We start from the raw sequence: 18069 nt of genomic DNA on the forward strand, positions 1-18069 counted from the left end.
CATGTCGAGTAAGTTTTCAGAGTGGATGTCGAACATACGCGATGACTGTATTGGTTATGACCTTGAGCGCATGGCGATACATTGCGCAGAGTTGCAGGATGTACTGCCAGAGGTGGATTTTCGATTTGCCATTAAAGCCTGCCCACAGCCCGTGTTGCTTAATCACATAGCGCGATCCGGGATGGGGTTTGATATTGCCAGTGTTCAGGAGTTGGATTTGGCGTTGAGAGCCGGAGTTAGTGTAGAGCGAATTCATTTTGGCAATACTATTAAATCGGCAAAAAGCATTCAGTATGCGTATCGTCGAGGAATTCGGGATTTTGTTACCGACAGTGTTGAAGATTTACTGAATATTGCGCAGTTTGCCCGTGGTAGTCGGGTATTTTGTCGCATTTATGGTACGGGTGAAGGAGCTCTTTGGGGGCTGAAAGATAAATTTGGTTGTTCACCGGAAGACGCCGTATCGCTGTTAATTAAAGCCAAGGCATTGAATCTGGTTCCTGCGGGTATTTCTGTTCATGTGGGGTCGCAGCAGTTGCTGCCCGAAGTGTGGAAAAGCACTTTTGATCAGCTGGCGTTGCTACAACATCAACTACTGATGTCAGGAATTCAACCTCTTTATTTTAATCTTGGTGGTGGGCTTCCCGCATCAGGTTACAAATACCCTAATGGCGAGAAAATGCAGACCAATTGGCCATTAACCGTGCAGTTTATCCAGCAGGGTATTGAACAATTACGCCATGTTGGCGGGAAATCACTGCATTTTATGATGGAGCCAGGGCGTAGTATTGTTGCTGATTTTGGAGTGTTGAGGTGTCATGTAGTGCGCTTTTCTGAGCGCGTAAGTGCCAACGGTGACAAGGTGTTCTGGCTGTATTTGAGCGCCGGACGTTTTAACGGATTATATGAAGCCGATGCATTGCAATATGAGTTGCATTTTCCCGGACACTCCGCTGCATCGGAGCACGTACCAGCGATCTTGGCCGGACCAACCTGTGATAGCGATGATGTTATCAACAAAGGGCAACATAAAATTGCCGTACCTAAACACTTGCGCGAAGGTGACCCGGTCTGGTTTCTCTCATGTGGAGCGTACAGTTCCAGTTATGCCACTGCGTTTTTCAATGGTTTTACCCCGCTACCTGTGAAATATCCCGGTTCAGAGGAGCATAGATTATGATGAGGATTCTCCCGGTTCTGATCCTGGCTATGAGTGGCTTTTTGGTCAGTGTTGCCATGTCGATTTCGGTTATCTTCATTCCGGTGAAACTGGAATCCATGTTTCAGGATGAACATATTATCGGTGCGTTGTTGTCCCTTGAGCCGTTTCTGGTCGTAGTGTTCTGCTTCTTTTTACCGGCAATGCTGCGCTTCCAGGGGACTTTGTATTGGTTGGCGTTAATGCTGCCCATCAAAGGTATTGCATTTAATCTGATGCAGTATTCAAGCGTATGGACTTGGGGAGGCGCGATCATTTTACTGGGCATTGCTGGTGGGGGACAAATCACTTTGTACCAGTATTGGTGCAGTCAGTATTGTTCTCAAATGTTTTCTGGCAACCAGGGAATGGTGCTGGGGATATTCGCTACAGCGATCTCCCTTGGTTTGGCGGTGGGGCCGTATTTTCAAGCCGAGCTCTTGAGCATGGCAACCTACTTTCCGTTATTGCAGCAATGGCAACTCAATAATGCGTCGGGTTTGATTTTGTTGTTTGGCGTATTGGGTACATTGCCTGTGATGATGATTTATCGTTCGGCACCGCATCGCCAGACCATTGAGTCCTATTCGTTTGTGGATTGCTATCGGCGTACTAAAGGTGCCATGTTGGCTATTGTCACTACGGGATGTTGCTTTTTTAGTTGTACCGGATTTTTAGTGCTGTATGGCCTGGATAATCAATTGGATGACGCACCTTACCTGTTTTCGGCATTTATTCTGGGTGCTCTTATGCTGGAGTTACCGATTGCTGCAATATCTGACAGAGTGGACAGAAAGTACATGATCGTTCTGTGCATTATGGTCAGTATGAGTTGTGTCTCGTTTCTCCCGATTGCCATTACCCATTTCTATTATGCCGTGACCTTGTTGTTTATTTGGGGCGGATTTATGGGAGCCATATATTCTGTGGCGTTGGCACTGATTTCCGAACTGTGTGAGCAAGACGGCCTGTTGGTGTCCAGTTGCACCTATACACTGATGGAAAATATTGGCGGAATTATCGGGCTAATACTGACCGGACTATTCACTACCCTGATTGGGGGGGACGCTTTGGTGTACGTATTGATGGCGGCATGTCTGGCATATTTTGCCTATGCACTTACGCGCTATCCCATTCGTTAGAATTTAGCCTATTTCGAAACGATCTGGATAATGTTTCCCTTATGCTTTGGAGTGCTGGCAATGGACTTAAAATCAGTGGCTTTATTCGCATTGATATGGCTTTGTCAGGTCAACCTGAGTGTGGCTCAGGAACAAGATGTGTCTTATGTCAAAAGTGGTATTTATGCCACTGAAATTTACGATATCGACTTTCAAAAAGAACAGTTCGATGTGCAATTCTGGATTTGGTTCATTCATGAAAATGAGTCCTACCTACCATGGGAAAGGACAGAGGTTATCAATGCCAAGTCATATCGAATCGTATCTCACATACGGGAACATCGTGGTAATCAGTTTTTTGATTCTATCAAGATGAAGGCTGTGATCCGTGGCGAGTGGGATATCAATGATTACCCTTTCGATCAGCAAGTATTAACGATTGATATTGAAGATAATCAGCAAACGGGAAGCGACTTTCGATTCCTTGCCGATCAGCTTCCCAGTGGGGTTGAGCAGGCTAGGCTGCCTCATGGGTGGACATTACGCAATATCGTTATCGCAAGTACCAAACATCAATATGGAACCACCTTTGGCGACCCGAATCTTACTGCAACAGACAAGCCGGAATACAGCCGTTTGCAAATGCAATTGACGCTGGAAAGAGAGGGGAATCGGCTATTCATTGTTATCTTTATCGGCTTTATTCTGGCCTGGTTGTTAACCATACTGGTTTATGCATCAAATTGCTGGAATAGGTTGGCTTCGGTCATGAATATGCAGGATTTGTTGAATATTTGCATTGGTGCGTTGTTTGCGGCCATGTCCAACTCATTCACGTTGTCGAATTTGTTGCCCTATACCACCTATCTGGTGCTGGCTGATCACTTTCAAATTGTGACCCTGGCTAACCTTATTATGGCGATGTTGATGAGTATCTGGACGCATACCAGCTTACATAAAACCTATGCGACAGAGGCATCAAGAGCGGCATCCCGGCATAAATTATTGGTGTTGAATCGCTGGATTACGGTGTGCTGGTTTGGTTTGAGTTCTGCGTATCTGGCTCATTTGTTGTCATTTTCATGGATAACGGTGTTCGCTTAAGCGTTTTTAACCTTGTTCTATCTTTCTTCTCGCATTTTGGGTTCTTGAGCGTACGTTCATTAACCCGCCGCTTGAATTCAAGCAGTTACTTCATTCTTTTAGTGTGATTTTACTTAACCCGGCAATAAGGCAGGTTCGTTATGGCTTCTGCAAATTTATCTCTACAAAATCTGGTAGAGGCAATCATGAATTCGATTGCCGATGCTCAGGATCAAATAGAACGTCAAACGTTAGATAACATCTATGAATGGTTTGATGAAAACGGTAGGCCAAAAATGGTCTCTTTCCGAGTCCCTGCTTTTGGGCCGGATGCAGACCAAAAGCGCGCCCGAGGCGAAATCGCGGAGCGCGAAATCAATGTTCCCATGCTCACGCTAATGCAAAACAACCCTATCAAGATCAAGCGATTGGTCAGCAAGTTTGAAATTGCGTTGGGGGGCGTTGAACTGCAAGAGCAGGATGTTAGTGGAGCAAATACGGGTCTTGGTGCCCAGGCTGGTCAGCGCATTAAAAAGATTCTTTCAACGGATTTGTTTACTGGTGATTCCAAGCGGCGTAGTCGAACGGCCAGCATGGAAATTGAGTTTGAAAGTGGTGAACCCACAGAAGCTTATCTGAAATTACAGAATGAACTTCTTAAGCTTTTTTAACTAAGTCGATGATTATCGAGGAGATATTATGACTGAACTTGTGAAAATGTCAGACCAGTTTGGCGGTTTGCCAATGGGACAACTAATTGGGGCGCCGCTGACCGCAGCCTGTGATGCGCAAATTTCCTTAGCGAAGGCAACGTCTGACTTCATCGAAACCGTTGGTTTTGTGAAAGATGCCAATAACCTGAGCACTGTGCGCATGGTTCCCTTTTCTTTTGAAAAGCCGGAGCAACAGGAAAACCCGGATGGTACAGTTGAACTGGTGAAAGCCAAATATACGGTTGAAGTGCCATTCATCTCTATTGTGACAGTACCTACGTTACAAGTAACGGAAGTGGATGTGAACTTCATGATGGAAGTGAAATCGTCTTTTAGTGAACAAACACGAGATGACAAGCAAGCCTCCATGGAGCTTGAAGCGGGTGGTGGTATTGGGCCATTTAGTGTCAAAGTGACTGCACAAGGCTCCATTTCTTCCAGCAAGGAAAGCCAGCGCTCTTCGGACAATTCGGCCAAATATGATGTGAGTGTCAGGGCTCGTTCTCAAGGTACACCAGAAGGGCTATCCAGAGTTCTGGATATTCTGCAGCAGTCTATTGCTCCCGTACCTGTGAACGCTAAGCCTGCCGCTGTGGCTGCACCAGTTTAGAATCGGGCAGAAAACATCGAGTCAGGATGTGGATCGTTATAATCATGCCCGACGGCACGCTGTCGGGCTTTCTGTTTTGGTGACATGAAGCCGGTGCATTTAAGCCATTTGCTTCAAGATGTTGATTGTTTATAAGTTGTGGGGTGTAACATGTTTGGACATGGGAGTGGTGAACTCAATACCTTCGATATCACTGAAGTGGGGCACATTGAGCGGGTGGTTGTGGGAGCAACGACCCCGGATCGAATTCCTGAACCTTCGGAAAGCAAAAAGCAAATGGCGTTTGTTAATCGTTGCTTGAGTGAATATCCCAAAGGAAGAATTATTGGCATAGAGCGTAGCTTCTCGGTGATACGAATTGGTGAGCATCAGGTCGTACTGGAATCAGTGGCTTATCACATAGGATTTAAGAAAGTGCCGTTATGGATCACCGAAGAACAGAGTCGTAAACCCCAGTATGAAATCGATCCAGATAAGGTTGAGGACATTGTTGGTCGGTTTGTTTGAGGTAGTGGATAAGTCTTTCAGAAATGCGCTTGATGAACAGGAATAATCCCATTTCTCAACTCTTAAAATCTCTTGGTAAAAGAAGAGGTCGTTATGATTGATTTTACGTTTATTGCTGAACTGGAAGGAAGTCGACGTCGTGGCTATGTTCCCGATCCCGATGGGAGTCAGTCGGGAGTGACCATTGCCTGTAGCTTTGATATTGGGCAATGTGATGAATACGAAATAAAGCGGGCATTTTCTCCTGAATTAGCAAGTAAGCTATTGCCTTATGCCAGTTTGAAAAAGCAGGAAGCACTAGCATGCATTCATGCCCTTCCTTTGGAAATCAGTGAGCAGGAAGAAGCTGAGATTAATCAGTTTAGCCATACCCAGGCCGAACAGCGTCTGAGAAAGTTGTGGCAAGAAAGTGGTGCGAAAACGGATTTTGATGATTTACCCGATGAGTGCCAAACTGTTGTGGCTTCCGTCGCTTTTCAATACGGCAACCTGGCAACCAGAACCCCGAATTTTTGGCGACAAGTGACATCGGGAAAATGGCAAGAAGCATTGGCCAATTTACGAGATTTTGGTGACCGATATGGCACAAGAAGGCATAAGGAAGCTCAGTTGCTGGAGCGGATTGTTCATCGTGTCTAAATCATTTTCTCAATCTTGAAGCTGCGACATATATGTATAACAGAATTGCAGTGAAATGCCGGTTACCCGGCATTGTTTGTTTCTGCTTTCCGATTCACTCCGCAGGATAAGCCCACACCGCGAATTCATTGCCGCTAGGTTCTGTAAAATGAAAACGTCGACCACCCGGGAAGTCAAAGATGGGTTTAGTTACTGCGCCACCAAATTGTTCTACTTTGCTTTGCGTGTCTTCAATTTTGTCACTAAAGAAAACTAACAACGCACCGCCATTGGCCTGGCTGCTGTGCTGATCCGATTTGAAGAATCCGCCATCTAATCCTTGGTTGCCAAACGCGGTGTAGTCCGGGCCATAATCAGTAAATTGCCAGTTGAACACCTGCTCAAAAAAGGCTTTGGTTGCAGGAATATCCCTTGCCGGGAATTCAACATAATCGAGTTTTTCGTGCTCTTTAGATGGCATGTCTGATTGGCTCATAGTGTTTCTCTGTCATTGTTTTAGTTTCTATAAAACATCGTTTAAGGCGATACCAATGCCAAAACGTGTTTGACTGTAGTTGTAGTCAATAAGGCTCTCGCCGTAGCCTGTAAAAGCTGTGGCATAACCTCGAAGTTTACCCCAAATAGGAAAGGTGAGTCCTATTTCGGCGGCGCCTTTGTGAGTAGCAAAGTTTTGGCGGCCTAAGAAGCTGAATTGCATGTCACTCCATTTATATACCATGCCTAATTCAAAGTGCCCCATGTAATCATTGATATCCGGGTTGTCGTCGCCACTGGGATCCAGAATCGACTCTTTTTCTTCCTCTTGCATTCGATACCAAGGGCGAAGAGATAAGGCAAAGTCATCCTTTTCATACAAAAAATGTCCATACACTCTGTTCCAACTTCGGGAAAGCTCCTGGGTTCTTCCGTTCGACTGATGCTCAAACCCTACAACAAAGCCAGTATTGCCACCAAAAGGATGCCAGTCGAGTGGTGCTATATAGAATAGTTCCGGTGTGTAATTCGATTCGCGGAATGGCTTGGAAATGTTGTCGGCGTATATCTGCCACCATGCTTGCAGAGTGAAACCAAAATACAGGCCATCGTTCTCAATAAAAAGACTGTCGGTGTTTAAAGGTACTTTCAGACTGAGTTGGAACTTCGCTTCGATATCTTCCAGGTTTTCCTGATATTCGTTCTTTTCGGAATAGGCCTCTTTGTGGATTCTACTAGTAGTGATCGCAGGCAAGATGTAATTCATCTTGTGCGGTGTAATCACGTAAGGGGCGAATTCGGTTTGCGATTCCTTCAACATACGCTCGGAAATTGCCCCTGTTTTTACTGGCGCAGTAGATCCTGCTAATGAATCCAATAGCGAAGTTTGAGCAGGATTATTGGCAAGTTCCTTTTGCGCATTATCAGATGCTGGATTTTCTCTGGCAATGGTTTTAACTTTGGGTTTGGGCTGTTCGCATAGCTTGCGGATGTCTGTAAGCGTTAACGTGCCCTGTCCCATTTTATACTGATTCATTACACACTGAATTTGTGCGTCAGAAGTTTGTTTTAAGGTTAATGGCTCTGCATGGGAACGAGCCGTTGCTACAACGAAGAATAAAAGCAGCATCGCCGAAAGCCGAGATAAAAAGGAAAGTTGCTTGATTTGCATAGAGATAGGTCTCTCACTCAAATAGGTTTTAGTCACTCAATGACCTGGGTAGTCGGCATTTAATAATAACGATACCAGAGGATACAGGTGAAATGATGCCGCGCTTGTAGAAGTGTACCGCATACTGAATGTAATTCCATTTGTGCGGTCAGTTCATCTAAGTTCACGGATAGAATATTGGATATCTGATAATGCTAAGTGTTTCAGGTATGACAATATCAGGCAATGTGCTAACGATACTGTTTTTCAAGTTTTTGCCATTCTGGGTCGAATGCCATGTGGTCGATGACTGGGGCGACGACCTCAAAAACGTCTTTCCTGCTATGAGGAACCAAAATACGGCGGTCAAAGATGTCATGGGGCTTTTTAGACAAATGGAAGTACATATGTCGTTTTTGCTTGCCAATGATATAGTCAAAGGTAGAGCGGCTAATGACGGCGAAGTCGATACGTTTGGCAAGTAACAGGTCGAATAAATCCAGTTCGCTGGCAGTGTTTACACGCTTTATCGCCCCGTCATTTACCAGTTCGTTAATGCCGTGATAATAAAAGCCTCTCACCCCTCCGACGATTTTTCCTTTCAGTGAATCAAGATCGAAATATTCAATAGGAGTATCTCGTAGCGATATTATTTCATCGCGATCAGTGAGCACTCGAGCTGTCCACAGGTATTTGTCTTCATCTTTATCTTGAAACCAGACCGGGTTTACTCCTAATACAATCCCATCGAGTTTTTTTTGTTCCAGCATCAGGTCGATGCGTTTTCTGGGAATATAAACAGTCTCGAATTTATATTCGGCAATATGGCTATTTAAGTAGCGTTCAATGTCATAGTAAACCCCCGTTTTTTCATGTGCACTCACCACTAATGGTGGTTTTAAGTGATAAATATAAACTGGAATATTTTGTGGTTTGGCTTCTGCACTGTTTTGCGGCAAGAAATAGACGGATAAATAAAGGAACAATAAAGCGATGATTTTGAACATCTTCTACTACAGCATTTTCCATAATTTAAATTAACTATAGTCGGTTTTTCAGGAAAGGGCAGATTCTCAGAAAATATTATGAGGGTGAAAGTAACAATTAGATATTTGCAGAAAATTGAGAGGAAGTGTGTGCAATGAAACTGATTAAAAAAGCCGTAGCAACACTCATGCTGCAACGGCTCGAATCTCAATCTGAATTAGTCTCAGCCTCGCATGTCAGCCAAATAATCAGCGGGTAATTCAGTGATAGAGGCAACGCCAGAATTAATAGCTGCCTCAGCAACGGCTTTGGCTACACGATAACAAAGACGAGTGTCCATTGGCTTGGGAATGATGTAGTCCTTACCAAAAGTTAACTCGGAAACCTGAGCTGCTTCCAGGACTTTTGCTGGTACAGGCTCTTTAGCGATATTGCGTATAGCTTCTACTGCCGCGAGCTTCATTTCATCATTGATTACTCTGGCTCGAACATCCATCGCGCCTCGGAAAATAAATGGGAAACAAAGCACGTTGTTTACCTGATTGGGATAATCAGAACGGCCTGTTGCCATAATGATGTCGCTACGCGCTTCGTGAGCTAGCGATGGTTTGATTTCCGGATCCGGATTGGAACAGGCGAAAACCACAGGGTTTGGAGCCATTAATTTAAGCGCTTCTGGTGGCAGTAAATCCGGGCCTGATACGCCAACAAACACGTCAGCGCCTTCAAGGGCATCTTCAAGAGTGCGTTTGTCAGTGTTGTTGGCAAACAAGCGCTTGTGCGGCGGGAGCTCGTCACGACGAGTATGAACCACACCCTGGCGATCCAGCATGTAAATATGCTCACGTTGCGCACCACATTTCACCAGCATTTCCATACAGGCAACGGCTGCAGCGCCAGCACCAAGGCATACAATCACCGAATCGTGGATCGACTTACCCTGAATTTCCAGAGCATTCAATAAACCGGCTGCTGTAACAATAGCTGTGCCATGTTGATCATCATGAAATACTGGAATGCTGCAGCGTTCAATCAGCGCTTGCTCAATTTCAAAACACTCAGGAGCTTTGATATCTTCCAGATTTATACCGCCAAATGTGTCGGCGATATTGGCAACAGTGTTAATAAATTCTTGGGTTGTTTCATGCTTTACTTCGATATCAATGGCATCGAGGTTGGCAAACCGTTTGAACAGTAATGCTTTCCCTTCCATAACGGGCTTAGAGGCAAGAGGCCCCAAATCTCCCAGACCTAAAATGGCTGTGCCATTGGAAATAACAGCAACCAGGTTTCCCTTTGCAGTGTATTTGTATGCTGCGTCTGGATCTGCCGCGATTTCTCGCACGGGTTCGGCAACGCCAGGACTATAAGCGAGAGCTAGATCTTGGGCACTTTCGGCTGGTTTGGTGAGGGCGATACTAATTTTCCCGGGTACAGGGTTAGCGTGATAGTGCAAAGCTTTAGCTTTTATATCAGACATAGGTCGAGCCTTTTAATACTAATTTGATGTTGATAGGTAGGGTTTTTATGTTTGCTTTTTGCACCAGGCTTTCCATGCTCACACTCAAATTCCATATTGAGCCTAATTTGTGCCACTTCCCGAGGCACTTTAACAGTTAGTTAAAAAAATGAAAACGCCTTGAGAACGCCATTTTCTTACGCTTGCCGAGAGACATTCTATACTATCTTGAACGTGCTGTCTTTTGCTGTGAAATGGGTTAAATATGTTACCAATTAAAGAGCTCTGACCAGATGAGAAAATTGGAAGAGAATCAAAAGATTGCCAGAGAGAAAGTAAAAACAATGTTAATAAAATGAAAAAAGCACCCCGAAGGATGCTTTTTCTGAATACGTTTTTATCAGTTTTAGCTTATTTAGATTTAAGCGCACCGAAACGTTTCTTGAAGCGATCAACACGACCACCTGTATCAACGATTTTCTGCTTACCAGTATAGAACGGGTGACATGCAGAACATACGTCCAGGTTCAAGTCTTTGTTCAAAGTTGAGTTGATCTTCATAACGTTACCGCAAGAACAGTTTGCAGTAATTTCGTTGTATTCTGGATGGATACCTTCTTTCATGGGAAACCTCTGACTTAAGGCCGTATCGCTAACCCGCCCGAAGCTGGCCACCATACGTTGTTAAATTCAATTGTCCCAACCTCGGTTGGAACGTAAAATTCATCTATTGCGGGCTTGCCGCAAAGAGGCGCGCATATTAATGTATCCGCCAGTCTTGTTCAAGCCTGAAATGCTGTTTTTTTCAGCACAAATAACAAACTTTTTGTGCTTAAGTCAGTTATGAGTGATCTATGGAGTTAACGCTACGTCGTGATGGCAAATTCTATTCTTGAAGTCGCGCTTCCCGTGCCCATGCGTCGAGTGTTTGATTACCTCTGTCCTGAATCTCTTTGTGATGTGATTAACATCGGTTCTCGTGTTGCCGTTTCTTTTGGTCATCGCCAGCTGATTGGAATTGTTGTTGCGACCAAATCAGAGTCTGAATGGCAAATAGATAAGCTCAAACCAATCCGCAAATTATTGGATGATGAACCGGTTATCGACGAGGCGTTGTTTACGTTATTGAACTGGGCGAGCAAGTATTACCATCACCCTATTGGTGAAGTGTTGACTACCGCGATTCCAGCAAGGTTACGTAAAGGTGAAGCGAATGAACGCCCTGGGTTGACCTATTGGCAAGCGACAGATGAAGGAATGTCTGCCGATCTGGATTCACTTAAACGCGCTGCCAAACAGCAGCAATTGTTGCAAAAATTGCAGCAAGGTCGGCAACCCGAGTCCTTATTGCGAGAGCATTACTCACCTCAAATCTTCACCGGATTACGCAAAAAAGCTTTTATTGAATCATTACAGGTCATTCCAGCATTAAGTTGTGACTGGGCGCAGCATATTGAAGTCAGCGACAAGCCCTTTGCTTCAAAAGAACAGGCGGTGGTGATCAGTGCGTTGAAACAACAAACGCAGCAATTTAGTGTTAGTTTGATCGAAGGTGTAACCGGAAGCGGCAAAACCGAAGTGTATTTGCAAGCGATTGAGCCAATTCTAATGCAGGGTGTTCAGGTTCTGGTATTAGTTCCAGAAATTGGATTAACGCCGCAAACGGTGAGCCGTTTTCAGCATCGCTTTCAAATCGAAGTGGGTGTGTTGCATTCAGGCATGACGGATAACGAGCGTTTGTCGGTTTGGCAGCGAGCAAAAGCCGGGGATTTGGGCATTGTCATCGGCACGCGTTCAGCCGTGTTCACGCCTTTTAACAAACTGGGCATGATCATTATTGATGAAGAACATGACAGTTCCTATAAGCAGGCCGATGGGTTGCGCTATCATGCGCGTGACATGGCGGTCATGCGAGCAAAGCAGTTAAATATACCGCTGCTGCTTGGTTCAGCAACGCCATCTTTGGAAAGTTTGCACAATGCTCGCCAGAAACGATATCGCCACTTTCAACTTCACCAGCGTGCGGGTAATGCATTGCATACCCATTTTCATACCCTGGATTTACGTCAGCAGCCATTGCAATTTGGTTTAGCTCCAGGAACCATCAAGCAGATACGGCATCATTTAGAGCAAGGTAATCAGGTACTGATTTTCCTGAATCGACGAGGCTATGCGCCAGCTTTGCTGTGCCACGAATGTGGACACGTTGAGTTATGCGGTCATTGCGAGCGTCCTTATACCATGCACAAGCAAATGAACCAGTTGCATTGTCATCATTGCGGTCATAGCAAAGGTTTACCTCGTCAGTGCAGCGAGTGCCACAGTAAAGACATTGCGCCACTGGGCATGGGAACTGAGCAGTTGGAACAAGGCATTCAGCAAATGTTCCCGCAATACTCTGCCATTCGTATCGACAGCGACACCATGCGCGCCAAAAGCCGTTTGAATCAAATTCTGGACGATATTCAAAGCGGTGAACATCAACTCTTGATTGGCACGCAGATTCTGGCGAAAGGACATCATTTTCCTAACGTTACCCTCGTTGTCGTGGTGGATATTGATGGGGCTTTGTTTAGCGCAGATTATCGCAGTGCCGAACAGCTGGCACAGTTGATTACTCAAATTGCTGGAAGAGCAGGAAGGGCAAGTAAACCGGGTGAAATGTGGTTGCAGTCTCATCATCCCGGGCATCCATTGATAGAAGATTTGCTGCACAATGGCTACGGACATTTTGCCCGACAGCTGTTGTTAGAGCGGCAACATGCGAACCTACCGCCGTTTAGCTATCAGGTGCTGATTCGCGCTGAATCTGCGGAAAAGCAAGCTGCTTACGATTTTCTATTGAGCTTGTGCCGAAGCTTTCGGGAAACACCATTGCAGGATCAAGCCACATTGCAAGCCATTGGCCCCTTACCCGCTTTATTAGAGAAACGTCAGGGGCGCTACCGTTTTCAATTGATTTTGCAAAGCCAGGGCAGAGCTCCACTCCACGAAGCATTACAAAGGCAATTGGCGATGATGGAAAGTCACCCGTTGGCGAGTAAGGTGAGGTGGTCTGTGGATATTGATCCTCAAGAGTTTTACTGATTGTTGATGCTATTTGTGCCGCCAGCTTCGTTATCAGTCGCTCGTTTAGTCTGTACTCGTCATGCTGAACTTGTTTCAGCATCTTGTTAATTGGCATGAGATTCCGAAATAAATTCGGAATGACGAGTCTTTTATCTATACTCACTGCCAGTTCATCCAGCGTCATATTTCATGTCGTCATGCTGAACTTGTTTCAGCATCTTGTTAATTGGCATGAGATTCCGAAATAAATTCGGAATGACGAGTCTTTTATCTATACTCACTGCCAGTTTTCATCCAGCGTCATATTTCATGTCGTCATGCTGAACTTGTTTCAGCATCTTGTTAATTGTGTATGAGATTCCGAAATCGATTGGGAATGGCGAGGGTATTTTCAATATATATTTAACTTTTTCTCTGACTTATATCTGAATAGTTCACATTTTTAACATTCAACTGTTTACCTGCGCTTTTCTGTCAGTAGAATTGCGCACTGGTCAGTAGATAACGACAGATTATGGCACCGAAAGATTACGTTGGACGCGGTCAGGCCAAGAAAGCTCAGCCTCCACCTCGCCCACCATTTCCCTGGATTAGAACGATTATTACACTGCTTTTGGTAGTGGGCTTTGCTGTATTTTTATGGTTCATTCGGGATGAAAAGAAAGATGAAGTAGAGTTACAAAGTCAGCCTACCGTTAAGGAAGTGGAGCCTTTACCTGATCCGCCCAAAGAAAAATGGGAGTTCATGAAAATTCTGCCCGATCCTAATAATACGGTTGAAGTTGACGTGCCTGATGCTCCAAATTCAGGTAAAACCTATGTAATGCAGTGTGGTTCGTTTAGAACGGTTGCTCAAGCGGAAGAAATGCGTGCCAAAATTGCTTTCCAAGGGTTGGAATCGCAAGTGAAAACCAGCGATGGTCAAAATGGCAAATGGCATCGCGTCGTGCTTGGGCCTTATGACAGTAAACGAAACGCTGAGCGTGACCGCCATAAACTGCAACGAGCAGGCATGACAACCTGCCGTATCTGGTAAGCTTCTAGAATACAAACAAAACGGAATGGCTATGCAGGTCATTCCGTATCTGCTCTTTACATTCTCTTCATCTTCTTTTATCGCGACTTCTGAAATTTATTCTTTAAACAATCCTGCCTGAAGTCATTTCATTTGGGGTTGAAAACCCATAATCCACCCCCACAACAGGGAAATCAAATTTGAACATAGATGTCGTCGCCTTTCATATTGAGGCTCCGGACATCTTATCCAGAAAGGAAATATCGTGACTACTATTGTTTCAGTAAGACGCGGAAATCAGGTTGTTATGGCGGGTGATGGTCAAGTTTCACTTGGTAATACCGTTATGAAAGGCAACGCGAAAAAAGTTCGTCGTCTTTATAAAGATAAGGTTCTTGCCGGATTTGCTGGAGGTACTGCAGATGCCTTTACCTTATTTGAACGCTTTGAATCGAAGCTGGAACAGCATCAAGGGCATCTTACCAAAGCCGCCGTGGAGTTGGCCAAAGATTGGCGTACCGACAGAATGTTGCGTCGCTTAGAAGCCTTGCTTGCTGTGGCAGATGAAACGGCGTCACTTATCATTACGGGTAATGGTGATGTGATCCAGCCAGAGAACGACTTGATCGCGATTGGCTCAGGCGGCCCTTATGCTCAGGCTGCGGCTACCGCTTTGCTGGAAAATACGGATTTGGGCGCTAAAGAAATGGCTGAAAAAGCCTTGAACATAGCGGGTGATATCTGTGTCTTCACCAACCATTCCCAAACTATTGAAATACTGGATTATTAACAGGATCGAATGCATGTCTGAGATGACCCCTAGAGAAATCGTTCACGAGTTGGACAATCACATCATTGGACAACAGAACGCGAAACGTGCGGTTGCCATCGCGCTTCGTAACCGTTGGCGTCGAATGCAGTTAAATGAAGATTTACGTCAGGAAGTCACACCTAAAAACATCCTGATGATCGGCCCGACAGGGGTCGGTAAAACTGAAATTGCTCGACGTTTGGCTAAATTGGCTAATGCGCCCTTCATTAAGGTGGAAGCCACCAAGTTCACCGAAGTGGGCTATGTTGGTAAGGAAGTGGACACCATTATTCGTGATCTTGCCGACATCGCAGTAAAGATGACTAAAGAGCAGGAATTGCAAAAAGTACGTTATCGTGCGGAAGAAGCCGCCGAAGATCGCATTTTGGATGTGTTGCTGCCTCCTGCTGAAAACGTTTGGGGTGAGAAAGAAAAAACCGAAGATTCCAGCACGCGCCAGATCTTCCGCAAGAAGTTGCGCGAAGGCAGTCTTGATGAAAAAGAGATCGAGATTGATGTTGCTCTGCCTCAGGTTGGTGTTGAAATCATGGCGCCTCCAGGTATGGAGGAAATGACCAGTCAACTTCAAGGTATGTTCCAGAATCTGAGCGGTACGCAGAAGAAAAAGAAGAAGTTGAAAGTAAAAGATGCGATGAAATTCCTGATAGAAGAAGAAGCCAGCAAGCTGGTTAATCAGGAGGAGCTGAAAGAAAAAGCGCTGGAATCGGTTGAGCAAAACGGCATCGTATTTATCGACGAAATCGACAAGATTTGTAAGCGTGAAGGCACGGGTACTGCTGATGTTTCCCGTGAAGGTGTGCAGCGTGATTTGCTGCCATTAGTTGAAGGTTCAACGGTTAATACCAAACATGGCATGGTGAAGACGGATCATATTTTGTTTATCGCGTCTGGCGCATTTCAAATGTCCAAGCCTTCTGACTTGATCCCTGAACTTCAAGGCCGTCTGCCAATTCGCGTTGAATTGTCTGCGCTAACAACGAATGACTTTAAGCGCATTTTGACTGAGCCGAATGCATCCTTAACCGAGCAGTATCAAGCGTTGCTAAAAACCGAAGGTGTCGATTTATCTTTCACCGAAGACGGCATTGATCGTATCGCTCATGCGGCATGGCAAGTGAATGAAAGCATTGAAAATATCGGTGCGCGTCGTTTGCATACCGTGATGGAAAAGTTGATGGAAGATATCTCGTTTGATGCTTCCGAAAAAAGTGGTCATGCGTTGGAAATTAATGCCAAGTACGTAGATGATCACCTGGATGCATTGATCGAAAACGAAGACCTGAGTCGCTTTATTTTGTAAATTCATTATTGAATTTATTTTTCAAAACGGTGCGTTGAGAATTGCTCTTAAGCACCGTTTTTTATTGGCTTTTATTTGCCGTGATGTCTTCTCAAATGTTTGATTAAACCCTTTTCATCAAATTCCATGACCATAATGTGTGGAACGCTGTATTCGATAAACTTATTCAGGTGTGATGGTTTAACTTTGCCGTTTTCTGTGAATTTAACCGCAACTACATTGGCACCAATGAGCATTTCTCCTATTTCAATTTTGTTGTAGGCGATCTCATCCTGCATTTTGCCCATCAATCCTTGTTTGAACTCGTTTTTGTCCGTCACCGTAACATTAAATTTTACATGCTCGTCGGTGAATTCATCCGAGAAAAACGACAGGAAGTGATCAATATCGGCTTCGGTGGTAGAGGGTTGTTGCTTGGCTTCTTTAGCCTGTAGAAACTGGGTCGCTTTGGCTTTCAGTTCTTGCTCTGACAGCCCGGAAGCATAAGCGTTTGATGCAAAAATACCGCATACAAGAATGAGTAATAAGCGTTTCATCATATCTCCTTGAAATTTCTTTTTAATAATTCCTGAGTTGGAGCCGGAGAAATGGATACTGCTTACTCTCCTGCGTTGCCGGTGTTTTCCTCATTATTGGCGAATTGGTCTGAGTTTAAATGTTGAAAGTATTTTGCCCAGAATTCAGCGCCAATTTCATTAATCACATTGGACTCGGCATTCATCAATACGGCAAACCCTGCGCCGGTTTCCGGAGAGAAACCGATTTCCGCACGATAGCCTCGTACCCAACCACTGTGATAATTCAACTTGTGTCCGTCGAAATCATAAACTCGCCAGCCATATCCGTAATAAGCGTCATGCAAATGGCCTTTCCACCCTTTTCTATATATCTCGCGTTTGGTGCGTATTTTGGGTGTGGTGACACCGGTAATGACTTCCGGGCTTAATACGTCGGGACGTTCACCTAACAAGGCTTTAAGCCAGATCCCCAAGTCTTTTGAGTTGGTATTGATGCCAGCTGCAGGGGCAAAGCGATAGTAATTATTAGACACGTTGGTTTTCTTCCAGGTCTTATCTCGTGTCAAAACATGAGGTTTAGCCCAGGATTTCGCGGATTCAAGAGGGACTTTACCTACTGAGGTGTATTGCATTTTTAAAGGTTGCAAAAGCTCTTTTTGCAGTAAGGAGCTGTAGGAAACGTTGTTTTGATTAAAATGCTGTTCTAACACGCCGAATAAGGCATTTTGATAGGTGTAACATTCACCCGGTTGGCATAACGGTTGTAATTCTGCCAGTTCATTAAGAATACGTTTGACCGAATAGTTAGCTTCAATCAGGTTGTCGTAAGCATTGGGCACCAAACCACTACTCTGACTGAGTATATGCTCAAGGGTGATATTGGCCATACCGGTTTGGTCGAAGCCAAAATCGGGCGCGAGTTTTGAAATAGAGGTTTGCCAATCCAGCTTACCTTGCTCTACCAATTTCGCGGTTAAACTGCCGGTAAAGGTTTTCGATACCGAAGCCAATCTGAACAGCGTAAATTCATTGATTTTAGTACCGTTGGATTCGGTGAGACCATAACTGAAATATTGAGCTGGAGTGCCTTGTTCTACATAGACCATGCTGTAACCGGGCACTTTCTTTTCTTTTACTTTTGCTTGCGTGCCAGCCAGGAATTCGTCCATCCAATGTGGCGACTGAGCCTGCACTGCCTGGCTAGAGGCTAGTATAAATAAAGTGATAAATTGAAAAGCTCGGATTTTGGGCATTATCGTTATAGTTCTTGTTGCTTTATGTGATGATGTCGAATGACCTAATTCTCTTACAAACTGAGATATCGACATCGGTTTCCCTGTATAGCCGGGTATTATCTTATTTCGCTACTTATTAAGCAATGGAACTTAAGCAAT

Annotated in this window: 18 protein-coding genes; 11 read left to right on the forward strand and 7 right to left on the reverse strand. The window is 44.7% G+C overall.

The window, feature by feature from the left end; all coding sequences use genetic code 11:
* The first annotated feature begins 1 nt into the window (after position 1).
* The 7 genes from KIH87_RS02045 (at position 2) to KIH87_RS02075 (ending at position 5871) form a co-directional block, all read left to right on the forward strand.
* Positions 2-1180 (forward strand): type III PLP-dependent enzyme domain-containing protein, encoded by a 1179-nt coding sequence (locus KIH87_RS02045; protein ID WP_232359880.1) that lies wholly within the window; start codon positions 2-4, stop codon positions 1178-1180.
* Positions 1177-2340, forward strand: coding sequence for an MFS transporter (locus KIH87_RS02050; protein WP_232359881.1), 1164 nt, complete (start codon positions 1177-1179; stop codon positions 2338-2340). The genes KIH87_RS02045 and KIH87_RS02050 overlap by 4 nt, the downstream gene beginning before the upstream one ends.
* A gap of 60 nt (positions 2341-2400) precedes the next feature.
* Positions 2401-3423 carry a ligand-gated ion channel gene (locus tag KIH87_RS02055; protein WP_232359882.1) on the forward strand — a complete coding sequence of 341 codons (1023 nt, stop codon included), beginning with the start codon at positions 2401-2403 and terminating at the stop codon, positions 3421-3423.
* Between the two features lie 140 nt (positions 3424-3563).
* The gene (locus KIH87_RS02060; RefSeq protein WP_232359883.1) at positions 3564-4073 is read left to right on the forward strand and encodes a DUF2589 domain-containing protein; all 510 of its coding nucleotides are present in this window, start codon (positions 3564-3566) and stop codon (positions 4071-4073) included.
* A 28-nt stretch (positions 4074-4101) separates the two neighbouring features.
* A complete protein-coding gene (locus tag KIH87_RS02065; RefSeq protein ID WP_232359884.1) occupies positions 4102-4725 on the forward strand; it encodes a DUF2589 domain-containing protein in 624 nt (207 codons plus the stop codon).
* 150 nt (positions 4726-4875) lie between these two features.
* A complete protein-coding gene (locus KIH87_RS02070; protein ID WP_232359885.1) occupies positions 4876-5232 on the forward strand; it encodes a hypothetical protein in 357 nt (118 codons plus the stop codon).
* Between the two features lie 93 nt (positions 5233-5325).
* A complete protein-coding gene (locus tag KIH87_RS02075; RefSeq protein ID WP_232359886.1) occupies positions 5326-5871 on the forward strand; it encodes a pesticin C-terminus-like muramidase in 546 nt (181 codons plus the stop codon).
* 94 nt (positions 5872-5965) lie between these two features.
* On the opposite strand, the gene KIH87_RS02080 is transcribed toward KIH87_RS02075, so the two are convergent.
* From KIH87_RS02080 to rpmE, 5 genes are all read right to left on the reverse strand, one after another.
* A complete protein-coding gene (locus tag KIH87_RS02080) occupies positions 5966-6346 on the reverse strand; it encodes a VOC family protein (protein ID WP_232359887.1) in 381 nt (126 codons plus the stop codon).
* A gap of 27 nt (positions 6347-6373) precedes the next feature.
* The gene (locus KIH87_RS02085; protein ID WP_232359888.1) at positions 6374-7516 is read right to left on the reverse strand and encodes a phospholipase A; all 1143 of its coding nucleotides are present in this window, start codon (positions 7514-7516) and stop codon (positions 6374-6376) included.
* A gap of 230 nt (positions 7517-7746) precedes the next feature.
* A complete protein-coding gene (locus tag KIH87_RS02090; protein ID WP_232359889.1) occupies positions 7747-8502 on the reverse strand; it encodes a substrate-binding periplasmic protein in 756 nt (251 codons plus the stop codon).
* 203 nt (positions 8503-8705) lie between these two features.
* Positions 8706-9962 carry a malic enzyme-like NAD(P)-binding protein gene (locus KIH87_RS02095; RefSeq protein ID WP_232359890.1) on the reverse strand — a complete coding sequence of 419 codons (1257 nt, stop codon included), beginning with the start codon at positions 9960-9962 and terminating at the stop codon, positions 8706-8708.
* A gap of 390 nt (positions 9963-10352) precedes the next feature.
* Entirely contained in the window at positions 10353-10565 is a 213-nt protein-coding gene (rpmE, locus tag KIH87_RS02100; RefSeq protein ID WP_232359891.1) for a 50S ribosomal protein L31, read from the reverse strand.
* Between the two features lie 252 nt (positions 10566-10817).
* Here rpmE and priA point away from each other — a divergent pair, with 252 nt between their 5' ends.
* From priA to hslU, 4 genes are all read left to right on the forward strand, one after another.
* Complete coding sequence (gene priA, locus KIH87_RS02105; protein WP_232361411.1) at positions 10818-13028, forward strand: primosomal protein N'; 2211 nt, start codon at positions 10818-10820, stop codon at positions 13026-13028.
* A gap of 496 nt (positions 13029-13524) precedes the next feature.
* Positions 13525-14046, forward strand: coding sequence for an SPOR domain-containing protein (locus tag KIH87_RS02110; protein WP_232359892.1), 522 nt, complete (start codon positions 13525-13527; stop codon positions 14044-14046).
* Positions 14047-14290: 244 nt separating this feature from the next.
* Positions 14291-14815, forward strand: coding sequence for an ATP-dependent protease subunit HslV (gene hslV, locus KIH87_RS02115; RefSeq protein WP_232359893.1), 525 nt, complete (start codon positions 14291-14293; stop codon positions 14813-14815).
* A gap of 13 nt (positions 14816-14828) precedes the next feature.
* Complete coding sequence (gene hslU / locus KIH87_RS02120) at positions 14829-16157, forward strand: HslU--HslV peptidase ATPase subunit (RefSeq protein ID WP_232359894.1); 1329 nt, start codon at positions 14829-14831, stop codon at positions 16155-16157.
* A 71-nt stretch (positions 16158-16228) separates the two neighbouring features.
* Here hslU and KIH87_RS02125 read toward each other — a convergent pair whose 3' ends face one another.
* Complete coding sequence (locus KIH87_RS02125) at positions 16229-16696, reverse strand: nuclear transport factor 2 family protein (protein ID WP_232359895.1); 468 nt, start codon at positions 16694-16696, stop codon at positions 16229-16231.
* Between the two features lie 59 nt (positions 16697-16755).
* A complete protein-coding gene (locus KIH87_RS02130) occupies positions 16756-17928 on the reverse strand; it encodes a serine hydrolase domain-containing protein (protein ID WP_232359896.1) in 1173 nt (390 codons plus the stop codon).
* Between the last annotated feature and the right edge of the window lie 141 nt (positions 17929-18069).

The organism is Paraneptunicella aestuarii (assembly GCF_019900845.1).
Classification (GTDB): Bacteria; Pseudomonadota; Gammaproteobacteria; order Enterobacterales; family Alteromonadaceae; genus Paraneptunicella; species Paraneptunicella aestuarii.